General features: G+C 63.2%; 20 protein-coding genes. 6 read left to right on the forward strand and 14 right to left on the reverse strand.

The annotated features are described in order from the left end of the window. Positions 1-141: 141 nt before the first annotated feature. The 4 genes from N4G42_RS21200 to N4G42_RS21215 all read right to left on the reverse strand — a co-directional run bounded on the left by N4G42_RS21200 (position 142) and on the right by N4G42_RS21215 (position 4,273). Positions 142-600, reverse strand: a complete 459-nt coding sequence (locus N4G42_RS21200; protein ID WP_260668615.1) for a hypothetical protein — start codon at positions 598-600, stop codon at positions 142-144. Between the two features lie 142 nt (positions 601-742). After that, positions 743-2,098 (reverse strand): IS5 family transposase, encoded by a 1,356-nt coding sequence (locus N4G42_RS21205; protein WP_260668616.1) that lies wholly within the window; start codon positions 2,096-2,098, stop codon positions 743-745. Positions 2,099-2,211: 113 nt separating this feature from the next. Beyond that, positions 2,212-3,198 (reverse strand): hypothetical protein, encoded by a 987-nt coding sequence (locus N4G42_RS21210; protein ID WP_260668617.1) that lies wholly within the window; start codon positions 3,196-3,198, stop codon positions 2,212-2,214. A gap of 76 nt (positions 3,199-3,274) precedes the next feature. Beyond that, positions 3,275-4,273: a DNA-binding protein gene (locus tag N4G42_RS21215; RefSeq protein WP_116750491.1), complete on the reverse strand. Its 999-nt coding sequence runs from the start codon at positions 4,271-4,273 to the stop codon at positions 3,275-3,277. Between the two features lie 115 nt (positions 4,274-4,388). Here N4G42_RS21215 and N4G42_RS21220 point away from each other — a divergent pair, with 115 nt between their 5' ends. Then, positions 4,389-5,558, forward strand: a complete 1,170-nt coding sequence (locus tag N4G42_RS21220; protein WP_260668618.1) for a tyrosine-type recombinase/integrase — start codon at positions 4,389-4,391, stop codon at positions 5,556-5,558. 228 nt (positions 5,559-5,786) lie between these two features. Here the strand turns inward: N4G42_RS21220 and N4G42_RS21225 are convergent, their stop codons facing one another. From N4G42_RS21225 to N4G42_RS21235, 3 genes are all read right to left on the reverse strand, one after another. Then, the gene (locus tag N4G42_RS21225) at positions 5,787-6,041 is read right to left on the reverse strand and encodes a DUF2933 domain-containing protein (protein ID WP_260668619.1); all 255 of its coding nucleotides are present in this window, start codon (positions 6,039-6,041) and stop codon (positions 5,787-5,789) included. A 139-nt stretch (positions 6,042-6,180) separates the two neighbouring features. Next, on the reverse strand, positions 6,181-6,486 hold the full coding sequence (locus tag N4G42_RS21230) for a hypothetical protein (protein WP_260668620.1): 306 nt from the start codon (positions 6,484-6,486) through the stop codon (positions 6,181-6,183). Between the two features lie 290 nt (positions 6,487-6,776). Further along, positions 6,777-6,983, reverse strand: a complete 207-nt coding sequence (locus tag N4G42_RS21235) for a hypothetical protein (RefSeq protein ID WP_260668621.1) — start codon at positions 6,981-6,983, stop codon at positions 6,777-6,779. A 143-nt stretch (positions 6,984-7,126) separates the two neighbouring features. Between N4G42_RS21235 and N4G42_RS21240 the strand changes: the two genes are divergently transcribed. Genes N4G42_RS21240 through N4G42_RS21255 form a run of 4 tightly spaced genes read left to right on the forward strand, consistent with a single transcriptional unit; the run spans position 7,127 to position 8,783 of the window. Further along, entirely contained in the window at positions 7,127-7,552 is a 426-nt protein-coding gene (locus tag N4G42_RS21240; protein ID WP_260668622.1) for a heavy metal-responsive transcriptional regulator, read from the forward strand. Further along, entirely contained in the window at positions 7,549-7,809 is a 261-nt protein-coding gene (locus N4G42_RS21245; RefSeq protein WP_260668623.1) for a thioredoxin family protein, read from the forward strand. Before N4G42_RS21240 ends, N4G42_RS21245 begins: the two co-directional genes overlap by 4 nt. Position 7,810: 1 nt before the next feature. Continuing rightward, positions 7,811-8,506, forward strand: a complete 696-nt coding sequence (locus N4G42_RS21250) for a cytochrome c biogenesis CcdA family protein (protein WP_260668624.1) — start codon at positions 7,811-7,813, stop codon at positions 8,504-8,506. A 37-nt stretch (positions 8,507-8,543) separates the two neighbouring features. Continuing rightward, positions 8,544-8,783, forward strand: a complete 240-nt coding sequence (locus tag N4G42_RS21255; protein ID WP_260668625.1) for a GDCCVxC domain-containing (seleno)protein — start codon at positions 8,544-8,546, stop codon at positions 8,781-8,783. A gap of 85 nt (positions 8,784-8,868) precedes the next feature. Here the strand turns inward: N4G42_RS21255 and N4G42_RS21260 are convergent, their stop codons facing one another. From N4G42_RS21260 to N4G42_RS21270, 3 genes are all read right to left on the reverse strand, one after another. Continuing rightward, positions 8,869-11,127, reverse strand: a complete 2,259-nt coding sequence (locus N4G42_RS21260) for a copper-transporting P-type ATPase (protein WP_409557854.1) — start codon at positions 11,125-11,127, stop codon at positions 8,869-8,871. Positions 11,128-11,353: 226 nt separating this feature from the next. Then, positions 11,354-12,754: a heavy metal sensor histidine kinase gene (locus N4G42_RS21265; RefSeq protein WP_260668626.1), complete on the reverse strand. Its 1,401-nt coding sequence runs from the start codon at positions 12,752-12,754 to the stop codon at positions 11,354-11,356. Continuing rightward, a complete protein-coding gene (locus tag N4G42_RS21270; RefSeq protein WP_260668627.1) occupies positions 12,751-13,425 on the reverse strand; it encodes a heavy metal response regulator transcription factor in 675 nt (224 codons plus the stop codon). The genes N4G42_RS21265 and N4G42_RS21270 overlap by 4 nt, the downstream gene beginning before the upstream one ends. A gap of 190 nt (positions 13,426-13,615) precedes the next feature. Between N4G42_RS21270 and N4G42_RS21275 the strand changes: the two genes are divergently transcribed. Beyond that, the gene (locus N4G42_RS21275) at positions 13,616-13,894 is read left to right on the forward strand and encodes a hypothetical protein (protein WP_260668628.1); all 279 of its coding nucleotides are present in this window, start codon (positions 13,616-13,618) and stop codon (positions 13,892-13,894) included. Positions 13,895-14,062: 168 nt separating this feature from the next. Here N4G42_RS21275 and N4G42_RS21280 read toward each other — a convergent pair whose 3' ends face one another. The 4 genes from N4G42_RS21280 to N4G42_RS21295 form a co-directional block, all read right to left on the reverse strand. After that, positions 14,063-14,431, reverse strand: coding sequence for a copper-binding protein (locus N4G42_RS21280; protein ID WP_260668629.1), 369 nt, complete (start codon positions 14,429-14,431; stop codon positions 14,063-14,065). 82 nt (positions 14,432-14,513) lie between these two features. Further along, the gene (locus N4G42_RS21285; RefSeq protein ID WP_260668631.1) at positions 14,514-14,996 is read right to left on the reverse strand and encodes a copper-binding protein; all 483 of its coding nucleotides are present in this window, start codon (positions 14,994-14,996) and stop codon (positions 14,514-14,516) included. Further along, positions 14,993-15,451, reverse strand: a complete 459-nt coding sequence (locus N4G42_RS21290) for a DUF411 domain-containing protein (RefSeq protein ID WP_260668632.1) — start codon at positions 15,449-15,451, stop codon at positions 14,993-14,995. Before N4G42_RS21290 ends, N4G42_RS21285 begins: the two co-directional genes overlap by 4 nt. Continuing rightward, complete coding sequence (locus tag N4G42_RS21295) at positions 15,448-15,711, reverse strand: hypothetical protein (RefSeq protein WP_260668633.1); 264 nt, start codon at positions 15,709-15,711, stop codon at positions 15,448-15,450. Before N4G42_RS21295 ends, N4G42_RS21290 begins: the two co-directional genes overlap by 4 nt. Positions 15,712-16,077 lie beyond the last annotated feature (366 nt).

A 16,077-nucleotide genomic window follows, 5' to 3' on the forward strand; every position in this document is an offset into this window, starting at 1 on the left:
GAGGCCAAACCGGGATACGGCCAGTTTAGACTCATAAGCCTTTTGGTTATTAATGAACCGCTTTCTATCCCGTCTCGCTGATTTGAACGGCGCGCCACCAATCGCCTTACCAGGGGCCCTACTGCCTAGGCTTCTGGCGTATCACTGCTGTTCTTCGAAGAAAGTTTGGCTTGTGAAGTTGTCCGCCATTTCGATTCGCAGACGAAAGTCAATGCTCTCCTTCTTTTTCTTCTTGCTCAGGATATGCAGTTTCACAGGCGAGTAATAGCTTGTGGTCGGAGGGACTTCGTATTGCTTCCCATAGATGGAGACCATGGATGCGGGTTCCTTCTGCTGCAGAACTGAAAACTCTCCGTTGCGCACGACCTCCATCAGTGACTTACCCCCATCAGCACACGCGACAGTCATCGTCGGTGAACCGGTGATCTGAGAGCGCTGGTAGGAGAGCTTGCCCTCAACGATATCGCTGACTCGCGCCAGGGCCCGATGATCGTCTGTGGAGATGCTCTCGAAAATATCGATTGGCGCACTTTTCCTGAGGAATCTAAGCACATTTCTGGCTCGTCTTGCGTAGTGAGCAAATGCGAGGGTTTCGTTCATCGCCTCTATATGCTTTGGTATGTGAAACTTCCCCGCTGCAGCTTGATTTCCATCGACGTCCAAGACGAATGAAACAGACGCGAATGGATCAAGAATTGCTTCAAGCAGGTTGATAAAGAGTCCGTCCTGAACAATTCCGTTCTCAGCAACAGACGGGGCGGTGGTTACCGGGAGCGACGAGCAGTGCTGCGATGACCGCCTGCAACGACAGCCCGAATCGGGCGCATAGAAGCCGCAGCGCGGCCAGGATCAAGCGCAGGTTGTGCCCGGCACCGCACATCACCGCGTGCAGCGCATCGCCCAGCGCACCCTTGAGCGGGTTGCGCCCCAGCCGCCCGTCCATCTTCATGTGCCCGATAGCAGGCTCAATGGCGCTTCTTCGCTTGATCATGGCATTTAGGGTCTTGGTGATGCCACGCTTTTGCCCTGACATCAGAATGCTCACGCCCTCAACCTTCACGCCACGGTAGCCCTTGTCCACGATAGCCGTGGCCGGCGGCTTGTCCGTGCCGGTGAGGATGCCCACCTGCTCCAGTGTCTCGGCCAGCGTGTGGCCGTCATACGGATTGCCCGGCATGCTCCTCATGCCCACCACCAGCCCCTCCTTCAACGTGGTGGCGATGCTGACCTTCACGCCGAACTCGTAGGGTGTCCTGGCCTTGCCCTTGGAGATGCACTCCACCTCGGGCGCGTGCAGGGCGTACAGCTTGTTCTTGTCCTTCGTGCGCTGGCTCAGGATGCGGCCTGTGCGTTGCAGCAGGTCCTGGACCTTGGCTTTGGCCACTTCAGGCAGCATGTGCAGTTGGCGCTGCACTTCGCGGTGTACCCGGCCCACACGGGTGCGCAGTGTCCTCACAGCTTTCTTCATGCGCTTGAACTGTTTGGCGTGCGCGTAGCGCCCGATCTGCGCGACCAGGCGAGGGGCCACGCGGTTGTAGTTCTGGCGCAGTTGCAGACCTTGCTCCTGGGCCACCTTCACCAGGTGCTGGCGGCTCCTGTCCAGCAGGCGGCTGTCGGTGGGGTGGGCAATGGCCTTGGGCATGACGGTGGTGTCTACGATCACCCGCTGTGTGCTGGACTTCTGGATGACACCACCGCGCCGGGCGGCGTCGATGCTGGCGGCCAGCAGTGTCTCCACGCCTTCTTCGCCAATGCGCTTTCTCCATCGCGTGAGGCTGCTCGGATCGATGGGCAACTCTGTCTGCAGGTAGGTCTCGCCGCAGAAGAATTGCCAGTACGGGTTCTCCACCCAGGTGTTGACCACCGCTTCGTCGGAGGCGTCGAAGGTGTGCTGCAGATACAGCAGCCCGGCGATCAGGCGCGCAGGCAAGGCAGGACGGCCCCGCCCGGAAGTGAACGACACCGCGAACGTGCGCTCAATCTCGGCCCAGTCGATCAGCGCGGCCAGCCTGAGCAGTGGGTGCTGCATGTTGAGCTGCTCGTCCAGCCTTGGGCGAAACAACTCACCGGAGTGCGGCTGCGAAGGCTTTGGACCCATGGACTACCCCAGAGGAATTTGCAAGAAAACAGATACGGGCAAAACCATACCTTGCAAATCCTGTGCCCATCAATGAGCAGAACTACGTGTCGGATCAACGGCTTGCGGATTGATCAGGGCGGACTAAAGACGTCCAAGTAGGGAGGGTTGGCAGCCTCTTTTCCTTGCCACGCTTTTAAGTTGGTAGTCAGAGTCGATACCGAGTGAACATCATTGCCATTCGTTGGAGTGAAAGCTAATTCCACGTCCAGAAGACCGCCACATCCAGCGCCTGCAAATCGGATTTGCTTGCGCCCAGCTGTTAGTTGACCACTAATGGTTTCAAAAATTGCCGGTTCGATCTGGGGCGCAAGTATCTTCAACACGGCTGGACGTGCCATCGGCATGATCGTTATCGATGCCAGGTCGGCATCTTTGTGCAGCACATCGAAGAGTTTTGATCCTTCAAACACGACCCCATCGAGTGGCAGCGTCGCTTCACGGCCCTCGTCAATGGACGCCTGAAGGCCCTTGCGCCAGAGATCAGCCGACTCTTGTCCAATCTTGATGGAAAAAGACACGGTCTCTTTCGCGCCCACGGTAATCGTTGTATTGCCGCCCGAGTACGTCGTTGAAACAGTGAACCTCGGATCCACTGCTTCCAATTGATCGACCAAGGCCTTGTGCACGTTGCCTATGGCTTCTGGATAAAACCCAGGCGTTCGGGTGCCCATGGCCATGGCCGCCATGCGATAGATATCCTTTTCATCGGGAAGCCGTTTGCCCTGCTCCATCAGAGCCCTTGCCTCAGCCGATGTTTTCCATACTTTGAGCGTTTCTGCGGGGTACGAGTCTGGATCCCGGTCTATGATTGTCGAGCAGGTCTGGCATAGCCAGATGATGTTGCCAAATCCGCGCCGATCTTCTGCGGTCATCGCAGCGAGATAACGCGGCCCCCCAGGCGATGCCGCATGAATATGCGCGCCGACCCCCACATTGGAGAAGTCAACTTCGCCCACTGGTGCGGAGGTGGTGGCACGGCAATCGGGATTGGAGCAACGACCTGCCACCCGCTGATAAGCCTGATTCTTGGTCGGTTTCGTGAAGTCGTCGCGTGCCATGGGATCGTCGCTTGGTTGTATGCAGATACTGTATGTGTGGAGCTTTTTCGCCCACTGCCGGCCGGCGTGCAAGCAATCAATGGCCGTCCATCGGTTTTTTCTTGCGAGCGGGCCTGGGTGGCGGTTGAAACTGCGCCACCAATGCGCGCAAGGTGTCAGCCTCCGCTTTGTGCTGCGCCACTGCCTGAAGTGCCTGCTGTAGCTCAACGCCTTGCAGTTGGTTCACGCGGGCGCTCTCGGCCAGCGAAGCCCGTGCGCTCTCCAAGTCTGCGGCCAATCGTGTCTGGGCTGCGTTGGCCTCCAGGACCTTGGCATGGTGATCGCGCTCCACTTCTGCGAGCTTGCCCCGCAGCTGCTCCAGGTGCTTGTCTACCTGCATTCGAGCGGTGCGCTCCCGATCAATTTCACGAAGCGCGCGGCGCTCGGCCTCGGCCGCACGGGAGGCCGCCTCGTCGATGGCCGCACGCCCCTTGTCAAGTTCAGCGCTGAAATGCTGCCTGCTCTTCGATTGCTCCAGCTTCAGCTCATCCACCTGCCTGGACAGCGCCTCGCCTCTCGCTGTGCTCGCAGCGTGCGCACGCCGCTCTTGTTCAAGCTCGACAGCAAGGGTCTGAACGCGGACCTCCAGTTCGGTGAATTTGGTCTGTGCGGTCTCCATTTGGGTCTCCAGGACAGCGCTACGCTGCAGAGCCTCCTGCAAGGCTGTCTGTGCAATCTGGGCCTCTGCGTGCGCCTCGATGCGCAGGACCGCTAACTCCTCGCGTGCCAACTCCGTTGCCTGGGTCCACAGCACGCTGACAGCTTGGCCTGCGGCCTCTTTAAGCGCCTCCGGCAAATCGGGGTGATCGATCTCCACCCGAGCCTTGCCGCGCAGATCCTCCCAGAACTTGGCCAGCGCTTCGGCCGGGGCGCTCATGGAGCCCTTGCGCACATGCTGATAGAGCTTGCTGGCTGTGGGCGTGATGCCGTATCGGAAGAACAGCAACGCGCACACCTCGCGGTACAGCGCTTTCGTATCGCTAAAACGCTCCCGCAGGGCCTCAACTTCGGCTTGGATTTCGGATTCTTCGCTCATTCTTAAATAATACAACGTATAACGTAAGAATCAATGAATTAATTTCTTATCTATGGACATAATCAATCTAATGTCCATAATCATGGCGATGTCCTCCTTTTGCGCGTAGCTCCGCATGAATGCCCTCGTCAGCCTGGATCAGATGATGGTGCCGACCCACCTGGATGGCAGCGGCGGCCGCAATCGCGCCAGCTCGCGATCGCAGTTGGCCGCATTCGATGACCGCTCGGCGGTTCTGGCCTGGCTGGCCCGCTACGCCGATTCACCCGCCACGCTCGCCAGCTACCGCAAGGAGGCCGAACGCCTGCTGCTGTGGTGCATCCTGCAGCGCGGCGCGGCCCTCTCGGATCTCACGCACGAAGATCTGCTGCTCTACCAGCGCTTCCTCGGGGACCCGCAGCCGGCCGAGCGCTGGGTCATGGAGCCGGGCCAGAAGCCGGGACGCAACTCCCCGCGCTGGCGCCCCTTTGCCGGCCCGCTGGGGCCTTCGAGCCTGCGCCAAGCGCTGTCGATCCTCAACGCCATGTTCTCATGGCTCGTGGAGGCCGGCCACTTGGCCGGCAACCCGTTGGCGCTGAGCCGGCGCAAGCGTCGGCAGGCCGCCCCTCGGGTGAGCCGCTTCCTGCCACAGGAGCACTGGGACCTGGTGAAAGCCGCGATCGAAGCGATGCCCGTCGATAGTGAGCGTGAGAGGCTGCATGCAGCGCGCTGCCGGTGGCTGTTTTCGCTGCTCTACATCGGTGGGCTGCGCGTGTCCGAGATCCGCGACGCCGGCATGGGCGGATTCTTCAGCCGGCGCGGCACCGATGGGCGCGAGCGCTGGTGGCTCGAGATCACCGGCAAGGGCAGCAAGACCCGCCTGGTGCCGGCCACGGGCGAATTGATGGCCGAGTTGATGCGCTACCGCAAGGCCCATGCGTTAAGCGCGCTTCCACAGGAGGGCGAAGGCACGCCGTTGGTGATGACCCTGATCGCCCCGATCAGGCCGATGGCACGAAGCGCCATTCACGAGCTCGTCAAGGGAGTGATGCACGCTGCCGCGGCCGCGCTGCGACAGCGTGGTCCTGACTTCGAAGCCGCGGCAACCCACCTCGAGCAGGCGTCGACGCACTGGATTCGTCACACCGCCGGAAGCCATCTGAGCGAAAAAGTCGACCTCAAGATGGTCCGCGACAACCTGGGCCACGCCAACATCAGTACGACCAGCATTTACTTGCATACCGAAGACGATGCCCGTCACGATGCGACGGCGGCCGGGCACCGGGTCGGCTGGCGCAGCCCGTAGTCGCATGTTGCGCCCGACCTTGCGTAGGATTTCGTCGATGTAATCCTTGAAGTCGGACGATGGTTTATCCAGCAACGTGGCCCCCAGCGCTTACAGGATCTGTCCAGTATCCAACAATCGCTGCAAGAAGGTCAGACTGGACCAGCTGACGCGGCGGCGTGGTTGGCCGAGCTACGCCAGCGAGTCGAACAACGACGCCGGGTACCGGCGGGATCTGATTGCTTGGCGTCAGGTCTTGTCCGACTTGGCCTCGGCCGCCACGGAATTCACTTTGCTTTCCTCCACCTTGGCGTTCTCGTCCTTCGTGTTGCTGTTCATGCTCTTCATCATGAAGATCATCGCGATCGGGCAGACAAGGAACAGCAGGAAAGGCGCTGCGGCCCAAATGAATCCATGGGATGCGGGCAATGCAAAGTACGCGACCGCCAAGGCAACGCCCAGTCCGGCAGCAATCTTGATCAATGTTTTCGAATCGCATTTCATGGCTCAATCCTTTCAAGGAAATGGGGGGTGCCGCGAGAGGGTCGGACCCTCTCTGCATTCGCGGATTAAAGCGCCCTGACGCTAGCGGAGCCGGCAGATGCCGACACCCGTGCAACGAACGGGAAGTCGTCCATGGGCCTTACCGCGATTCCTGCGGAGTGCTGCCCTGTGTGGAGTCCCGGTGAGGGCGGGCCTCGCGCGCCACCTTCCGGTTTTCACCAGCCATCGCGGGCTTGCCCGTTTCCCACACGCCCGAGCCCTGACCAAGGGCGGTGCTGCCGTCCTTGATCTGGACGACACCCGGCAACCTCGCGTTCTTCCGGGCTTCGGCCACGGCTTGCGGTTTGGTGTCGGTCGGCGGAGCCGCTTCCTGCGACTGCCCTTGTGCATAGGCACCGGAGAACAGCAGCGTTGCGGCGCCAATGGCGAAGAGGATTTTTTTCATTTCAGGCTCCTTCAGAGTTAAGTGACACATCACGTTTCGGTGATCGACTTGGCTGTCGCTCATCCGACTTGCATCACGGTTGCAACTCTAAAAATCGGGGCACCACAACAGACTGACGGACTTATGACGGTTTCGTCATGTACAACCCGTCGCGCTCGGTGCAGTGCCCGAATGCGTACCGGCTCAGGTGTCCCGGATGGCCGACCGATGGGCATCGGCCTTCTTGTCGTGAACAACGCTGCCGAACGGGGTAGCCAGAACGGCCCCTTCCTCGCGAGCCGCAGTCCGCTTCAAGCCTTGAAAGACGGCGCGCGCTGGCTGATGCACAAGTAGGCCTGCTCGACGGCCTCCTCACAGGCCGGCTCGGACTTCGCCAGTTCCTCCAGCGCGCACATCAGGAATTCGGCCACCGCCCATCGCCGTTCGGCCACCGCCTGCTTGTAGAGCTGCAGCACCTCCTGCGCCAGGCTCTGGCTGGCGTCGAATCTCTGCTTCATGGCAATACCTCCATTGCGACCTTGTCGCCACATGCAGCCTAAGCCTTGTCACGATGGCAAGGTCAAGTTAAAGGTCGCTTGACCTTCGCCCTAAGGCGAAGGTCTATTCTCTGGGGATGGCCTCTGCGACCTCGTCCTCTTCCATGCCCGAGCGGCTGACCGTTGGCAAGCTTGCGGCCTTGGCTGACGTGTCGGCCAATTCGGTTCGCTTCTACGAGCGTGAGGGGTTGATGCGGGTGCCCAAGAAAACCGAGAGCGGCTACAGGCTGTACGAGCCAGCGGCGGTGCAGCGGCTGCGCTTCATCAAGCAGGCCCAGCACTGCGGCTTCACGCTGTCGGAGATCCAGGATCTGCTGCAGTTGCGCGACCAACCTTCTTCGTGCTGCGCCGACGTGCGGACCAAGGTCATCGAGAAGAAGCTCCAATTGGAAGCGCGCATCAAGGCCATGAAGGCGATGTCCAAGGGCCTGGACCAACTCATCGCCGACTGCGACAACGACGCCCAGCCTGCGGAGGATTGTTCGATCCTGGCGGCCCTGTCCGGAAGCGCCCAAGGACGCCCCAAATGAGGGTCGAGGTTCTGCACGCCACCGGTTGCGCGAAGTGCCAGCGCGAGCTGGACAGCCTGCGCGCCGCGGCGCGGCAGGCCGACCCGGCCGTGGAGTGGGAAGAACTCGACATCCTCGCGGCCCTCGACTATGCCGTCGAGCTGGGGGTGCTCCGCCCGCCAGCGGTGGCCATTGATGGCCAACTGGTGTTTGCGTCGCTCCCCACGCCTGACGCGCTCGCTGCAGCCATGCACGCGCGTCGTCAGGGCGCGGGTTGATATGGACATCGAGGCGTTTCAGCAGGCCGTCCAGCACGCTGGCATGGCGGCGCTCGTCGTCAGCTTCCTGACCGGCTTTTTCTTCAGCTTCAACCCGGTCGCCTTGGCGGCCATCCCCGTCTCCTTGGCCTACGTGACCAAGGCACGGGCGCCGCGCCAGGCGCTGCTGTTCGGCGGCATGTTCATCGCCGGCATGGTGCTCACGCATGTGCTGCTGGGTGCCGCAACCGGTGCCGGTGGCAAGGGTGTGCAGTCTCTGCTCGGGCGCCAATGGAGTCTGGTGCTCGGCCCCTGGCTCATCCTGATGGGCCTGCTGTGGCCGGGGTGGATCCGCATGCCGTTCAGGGGCCTGTCGTTGCGCGCCAGGCGTGCCGCCGGCCCCTGGGGTGCCTTCGTTCTGGGTGTTCCATTTGCGATCGCAATCTGCCCCTCGTGCACGCCGGCGCTGATCGTGCTGCTCGGAGTTGTGGCCGGCGTCGGTTCGCCGGCTTGGGGGGCGTTGCTGCTGCTGGCCTTTGCGCTTGGGCGCGCGGTGCCGATCGCCTTGGGGGCCAGTGCCATGGGCTGGCTGGACAAACTCCGGCCCTTTGCGCGCTACCAGCGCGCCTTCGACATCGTCGGCGGCGTCACGCTCGTTCTCATGGGCCTGTACATGCTCAACGCCTATTTCTTCTGGGTGCCCGCACTGGCCATCTGACGCCAGATCCCTCACGACGCTCACTTCATACTTCTCAATGAACGCCATGCTGTTCGACTCGCTGTTGACCTGCCCGCACTGCGGTCATGCCAAGCGCGAAAAGATGCCGACCGACGCCTGCCTTTTCTTTTACCAGTGCGACGCCTGCCTTTTCTTTTACCAGTGCGACGGCTGCAAGGTGGTATTGCGTGCGAAGCCCGGAGACTGCTGCGTGTTCTGTTCGTTCGGCTCAGTGCCATGCCCGCCGGTTCAGGCGCAACGCACCGGCCGCAGCTGACCAAGCTGCGCATGCGCTCTCCGGCCACGTTCTTCATATTCTCCAAGCCTTCATGGGCGCGCCGATCCTCCTCCCCCCACAGCAGTCAATCGGCCACTTTGCTCGCTCGCAGACGCAGCGAGTTGGCGATCACGCTCACCGACGACAGCGCCATCGCCGCTGCCGCCACCACCGGCGACAGGAGAATGCCGAAGAACGGGTACAGCACGCCAGCCGCGATCGGAATCCCGACGACGTTGTAGAAGAAGGCAAAAAAGAGGTTGGTCCGGATGTTTTTCATCGTCGCCTGCGAAAGGCGACGCGCACGCACGATCCCCATGAGATCGCCCTGCAGCAGCGTCACGCCTGAACTCTCCATGGCCACGTCGGTGCCGGTTCCCATGGCGATGCCCACGTCCGCTGCAGCCAGCGCCGGGGCGTCATTGACGCCATCGCCGGCCATGGCCACCACCCGGCCCTCGGCCTTCAGCCGCTGCACGACGGAGGCCTTGTCCTGCGGCAGAACCTCCGCAATGACCTCGTCGATGCCGAGCTCGCGCCCCACGACCTGGGCGGTGGTCTTGCCGTCACCGGTAAGCATGACCACGCGGATGGCCTCGCGGCGCAGCGCGGCGATGGCTTGCGGTGTGTTCGGCTTGATGGGATCGGCAATGCCGACAAAGCCTGCCAGGCGGCCGTCGATGCCCACAAAAATGACCGTGGCCGCCTGCGCGCGCACACCATCCGCCACCGCGGCCAGGCTGCTCACATCGACGTCGTTCTCCGCCAGAAACTTTGCGCTCCCGCAGATCACGCGCGCTCCATCGACCAGGCCGACCACGCCCTTGCCGGCGGGCGAGTCGAAGTCCAGAACCGGCGACAAGGGCAGTCGGCGCTCCTGGGCCTCGGCGACGATAGCGGCGGCCAGTGGGTGTTCGCTCGCGCGCTCCACACTGGCAAGCTTCTGAAGCACCGCGGAGACATCGAAGCCGGGCGCCGGTTCGACGCGCACCACTTTCGGTCGCCCCTGCGTCAAGGTGCCCGTCTTGTCTATCACCAGCGTGTCGACCTTCTCCATGCGCTCCAGCGCCTCCGCATCCCGGATCAGCACGCCGTGCTGCGCGCCCTTGCCGACGCCCACCATGATGGACATCGGTGTCGCCAACCCCAGCGCGCAGGGGCAGGCGATGATGAGGACCGCCACGGCCGAGACGATCGCATATGCGAACGCAGGGCTGGGCCCCCAGACCAGCCAGGCGCCAAAGGCCAGCAACGCGATCACGATCACGACCGGTACGAACCAGCCCGCCACCTGGTCGGCCATCCGCTGGATCGGGGCGCGGCTGCGCTGGGCGGAAGCGACCATCTGGACAATCTGGGCCAGCAGGGTGTCCGCGCCCACCTTTTCGGCCCGCATGACGAAGCCGCCCGTCTGGTTGAGCGTGCCGGCAGTGACCTTGGAACCGGGCGCCTTGGCGACCGGGATCGGCTCGCCGGTGACCATCGACTCGTCCACCGTCGCCTTGCCCTCCACGACCTCGCCGTCGACCGGCACTTTCTCGCCCGGGCGCACCCGTAGCCGCTCGCCCACGAGCACAGCGTCGAGTCCCACCGTCTCGTCGGATCCGTCGCTTCCAACGCGCACGGCCGTCTTCGGGGCGAGGTCAAGCAAGGCACGTATTGCCCCCGACGTCTTTTCGCGTGCCCGCAATTCCAGCACCTGCCCCAGCAGTACCAGGACGGTGATGACTGCGGCCGCTTCGAAGTAGATCGGAACGGCCCCATCCCCCGTGCGCAGCGCCGACGGAAACAGCCGTGGCGCGATCGTGCCGACCATGCTGTACAGCCAGGCGACACCGACCCCCAGCGCAATGAGGCTGAACATGTTGAGGTTGCGCGTCTTCACGGAGGTCCAACCCCGAGCGAAGAACGGCCAGCCCGCCCACAGCACCACCGGTGTGCCGAACAGCAGTTGCAGCCAGTTCGATGTCTGCTGGCTCATCAGGCTCTGCAGATTGACGAAGTGGCTGCCCATCTCGAGCACGACCACCGGAACGGTGAGCGCCAGCCCACCCCAGAACCGACGATTCATGTCCCTCAGCTCTGGGTTCTCCCCAGTTCCCGGTGCGGCGACGACCGGCTCCAGAGCCATCCCACAGATCGGACAGGTTCCGGGTCCCAACTGCCGCACCTGCGGGTGCATGGGACAGGTGTACTCAATGTCTGAATCTGCGGCATGCTGGGTCGAACTGCCGTGATGACGAGCATGCTCACCCGCAACAGGCGGTCTGTCCGTCCCACCGGGATGCTGAAGAGCGCGCTCATCGGATTGCGTCGCGCCGGGTGCGTGGGGGTGCTGATGCATGGTGGGCTCCTGTTTCAAGGTTCAAGGCAGTGTCAACCTTCCGACCGTGTCAAGGTCAAGGGGTCTCGCGGGATGGATGAACGGGCACCGACGTCCTGCCGGCGTTCCTCATCCGCACTCGAATCACGACAGCCGATTCCCCCGAAGGGGCAAGCCTGGGCATCTCGACCACCGCGCGAACGAGGGCCTCAGGCTTCCTATGCAAAATGCAGAAACCCGGACATCCTCAGTGCTCCTGGTCCCCGCGCGGAAAGTAAAGCGTGAAGCGCGTTTCGCCGCTGCCACTGCTGGTGGCCGCCACCCGCCCGCCATGGAGTCCCATGATCGCCTTGACGATCGCCAGCCCGAGTCCGGTGCCGCCCAAATCGCGTGCCCGCGAGCTGTCCACGCGGTAGAAGCGGTCGAAAATCCGCTCCAGGTGCCCGGGCGCAATCGGGCCACCCTGATTCGCGACCTCCAGGGTCGCATTCAGCGCGTCGGAGGATACGGTCACGGTCACCGGCGTTCCCTGCGCGCCATGACGCACGGCATTGGACAGCAGGTTGGTGATCGCCCGCTGCACCAGGCCGCCGTCGGCGGTCACGCGCGCGCTGCCCGCCACCGAGATCTTGATGCCGCGCTCATCGGCCAGCAACTGCAGAAATTCGGCGACGGTGCGCGCCTGGTCGGCCAGATCCAGATCGCGCCGCGCCACGGCCGTTTGCGCATTGTCGGCCTGCGCCAGAAACAGCATGTCCGACACCAGTCGGCTGAGTCGCTGCAGTTCGTCGACGTTGTTTTCAAGCAGATCCGTCAGTTGCTCGACCGTGCGGGGCTGCGACAGCACGACCTGGGTGCGCCCCAGCAGCGTCGCCAGCGGCGTGCGCAGCTCATGCGCCAGGTCCTCCGAAAACTCGGACAACCGGCGCACGCCGTCGTCCAGGCGCTCCAGCATGGCATTGAACGCGTGACCAAGGCCTTGCAGCTCGGTGGGCAGGCCCCTCGAATCGATCCGCGCCGAGAGGTTGCGGGCCGTGATGTCGGTGGCGGTCTTCTGGAAGCGCCGCAACGGCCGCAGGCCAAAAATGACGATGGCCAGCGCACTGCCGATCACCACAGCCAAACCGAACGGTGCCGCGGTCAACGCGGTGACCAGCAAATTGCGCAGCAGCCGCTGGTCTTCACTGCGGTCGACGGTGACGACGATCTCGTAGGCTTCACCGCTCTTGAGTTGCACCGCTCCGGCCTGCGACAGCATCGGCGCGCCGCTCTCTCCCGCGCGCCACTCCAGGAATGCGTCGGTTCCCCAGATGTCGTCCTTCAACCGCTTCAGCGATTCACTGGCTTCACGGCTGAACGCGACCGTCGGCTCGGTGGACCCTTGTCGCGCAATCGCCAGATGCAACTCGGCATGTCCGGTGACGAGGTCCACAAGCTCGAAGGCCTTGCCGCGAATGGCCGCATCGTCCGGCATGTCGCCGATCAACTGCTGCGCGTGGTCGACCTTGTCACGCAGCACGAGCCGCCGCTGCGAGCCCAGTTCCTGCTGCATCGTGAGGTAGGAGAACCACAGAACGCCCGCGCCCTGCAGCAGGCCCAGCAGGCCGACCCACAGCGCGAGCCGCACCGACAGGCTTTTGAGCCTCATGGGCGGTGCTCGAAGACATACCCCACGCCCCGCACGGTGTGGATCAGCTTCGTCTCGAAGGGGTCGTCGATCTTGATGCGCAGCCGGCTCACCGCCACGTCCACGACGTTCGTGTCGGAATCGAAGTTGATGTCCCAGACCAGCGAAGCGATCTGCGTTCTGGACAGCACCTCGCCGCTCCTGCGCACGAACAGCACCAGCAAGGCGAACTCCTTGGCCGACAAGTCGATGCGCTGGCCTGCACGGGTGGCGCGGTGCTTGACGGAGTCCACCTCCAGGTCCGCGATGCGCAGCACGTCGTCGGTCGCCACCTTGGTGCCGCGCTTGAGGAGCGCGCGGATTCTGGCCAGCAGCTCCGGAAACTGGAACGGCTTGACCAGGTAGTCGTCGGCGCCGAGATCGAAACCCTTGACCTTGTCGTCGACCTTGGAACGCGCCGTCAGCATCAGCACCGGCGTCTGCTTGGATGTTCGAAGCGCGGACAGCACCGCGAAGCCGTCGATGCCGGGCAGCATCACGTCCAGCACCACGAGGTCGTGATCGCCGTTCATGGCCGCGTGCAGGCCGTCGCTGCCATTGGTGGCGACCTCCGCCGTGAAGCCGCTCTCGGTGAGGCCTTGCTTCAGGTAGGCGGCGGCACTCGCTTCGTCTTCGATCAGAAGGATTTTCATATTCTTGAACGGTTTGCGGGCTTCCGACAGAGGCTTCCCACATTACAAAAACGTCATCGAAGCATCAGATTCTGGTGCCTCGCCGGCTTTCAAACTCTCCCTCATCACGACGCACACCGACCGCTTCGGGCCGCGTGAGGCCGTCAGCTCTGGCTGGCGTTTTCGACAACCAATGATGAGGGTTCAGACCATGTCCAACCAACTTTTTGCATCCATCCTTGCCGCGGCACTGTCGCTGGCTTCCGCGGCGTCTTTTGCCGCGCCCGCCGACAACGAAGCCGAAACACGCGATCAAGCGTCGCCGGCCAAGGTGCAGGTCGAGCAGGGGAAGACCCGCTACTGGAGCCATCCGCGCCTGGGCATGGTCAAGGTCGACGCGGCCGGCCGCATGCTGACGACGCGCTCGGCCGCAGGCGACGCCGCACGACCCGCCGCGCCGTCAGGGCATCCCTCGACCCGCACGCCTTGAACCGTCTGGTTGACGCGGCAGAACGCTCGTCCGGTGCCCGGTCCGCCCAGGCGCTCGGAAGGCGGCATGGCGGCAATGACGGCCGCAGCGAGACTGGCGACCGGACATGGCGCTTGTGCGTCCGCGCGGCGCGCCCAGGGGGTGCGCCGCGGCTCGGTCGCTTTTTTCTTATTTCACCGAGGTGACGACGTATTTTCCGTCCTCCTGAACGAACTCGAACTGGACCTTCTTGCCGACGGCCAGCTTGTCCATCAGCATCTTGTCCTTGACGACGAAGCCCATGGTCATCGCCGGCCAGCTGAGCGTTTTGATCGGCTCGTGCGCGACGGTGACCACCTGGCCCTTGACGTCGACGCTCTTGACTTCGCCCATGGCCATGTGGGTGGTCTGACTCGCGGCCCCGGCCTTCTTCGGCATGTTCATGTCTTTCATGTTGGACATGTCCATGCCTTTCATGTCGTCCATCTTCTGCTGCGCCAGCACGGCAGCGGGCAGCAAGGCGGCAGCGACGAGAGAGGCGAATGCGAATTTTTTCATGTGAACTCCTGATCAATACAAGTTAGGGGAAATTGCTTGCGGCCACCGTTCGGCGGCCTGCGGTGAGACGGTCAATCGATGTTTATTTGGACTTCATCATCATCTCGTGGCACTTGGCCATCATTTTTTTGTCCATGCCGCTCATCTTCATGCCGGACATGTCATGGCCTTTCATGTCCTGGTGAGGCCCTGATGCGCCCGGCGTGGCGCCCGAGACACGGACGGGCTGCACCTCGCTGATGGCCACTCCGCCGCTCGACGGACTGAGGATGAAGGCGATCGGCTGACCGATGCTCAAGCCCTCCGTCGAGAGGCCTTTTTCCACGGGGAAATCCATGGTCATGCCCGACATGTTCATGCGGGGAATGGCCTGGTGCTCGATGGTCAGGATGTGCTGGGCGACATCGATGCCCCTGATCGTGCCGACGGCCAATGCGCTGGCAGCTGCGCCGCCCGCGCCGGACGGCATCGGCATGGAACTCTGTGCCAGCGCGGGCAGCGCAAGCGCCGAGCAAAGCACGGCGGCGAATGCCATACGTGGGGTTTTCATGGTGTTTCCTTTCATGGGTAGGACTGGTAAATCGTGGCGCTCGCATCCTTGAGAACGAGCAGCACATTGAATGGATCTCTTCGTCCGCGGTACGCCGGGCCATCCATCCCCGGCGAACCGCGCGGCATGCCGACCACGGCCAGACCGATGGCATCGGGCCGCTCCTGCAGCAGCCGTTGAATCTCCCGCAGCGGCACATGTCCCTCCAGGACATAGCCGGCAGCGCTCGCGGTGTGGCACGCGCGGTACTTCAGCGGCATGCCCAGACGCGCGCGCGCCTCGGTGTTGCCGCCGTCGTGGACCGTGACCTCAAAACCGCCGCGCTCCAGATGCCTGACCCAAGCCTCGCAGCACAGGCAGCCACGCCCCCGCCAGACCTCGACAGCCGGCGAAGCCGCCGTGGCCCACATCGGGGGAATGGCCAGGGCGATCACCGTCGCCGCGCTGAAGCGGCGGCGAAGCGGATTCATCGAGCCACCCCTTTTCCTGCCGCCGCCCTGCAGGCCTTCATCTCGGCATCAAAGCGCTGCTGGCGCAGCTTGTTCTCGTAGGGTGTGGTCTGCGGGCGTGGACCGTGGTCGAGGGGCAGGACCAGCTGTTTGGCCGCGCATTGCTCCATGGGACTGAGCGCGGCGGTCTGGGCGTCGTCTCGCCAGCCGGGCCCGGCACAGGCGCTCAGGCCCGCGCCCAACGCCACGGTCCCGGCCGAAAACATGAGCAGTTTTCTCATGACGGGGTGCCCCGCACCCCTGCAGCGATGCAATGATGAAATCGTCTCCATGATGGACTCCTGTGATTGATCAAACGGTGGAACGGCTCTAGCTGCGACCTTCGCCGTTGATCAATCGAGCCACCGGCAGAACGCGATGCGCACCGGCAGTCGCGGTCGCCAGCCTCCGGTATCTGTGAACACAGTGGTGTCGGCAACCGAGGTCGCGTGTTCCTGCCGCGCCGCCGTTTCCCGTGGCCCATCCTCTGCGCCGACGCCGTTCGCCCCCGGTCCGGGGGCCGCGTCGCACTGCGCACAAGGCATGTCGTCCAATGCCTTCGGCAACGCGTCCCATGGATGCCTGGCTCGCGCCGCAGAAGAGCGCGA

The sequence above is a fragment of the Acidovorax sp. K2F genome, from assembly GCF_025246485.1.
GTDB classification, from domain to species: Bacteria; Pseudomonadota; Gammaproteobacteria; order Burkholderiales; family Burkholderiaceae_C; genus Acidovorax; species Acidovorax delafieldii.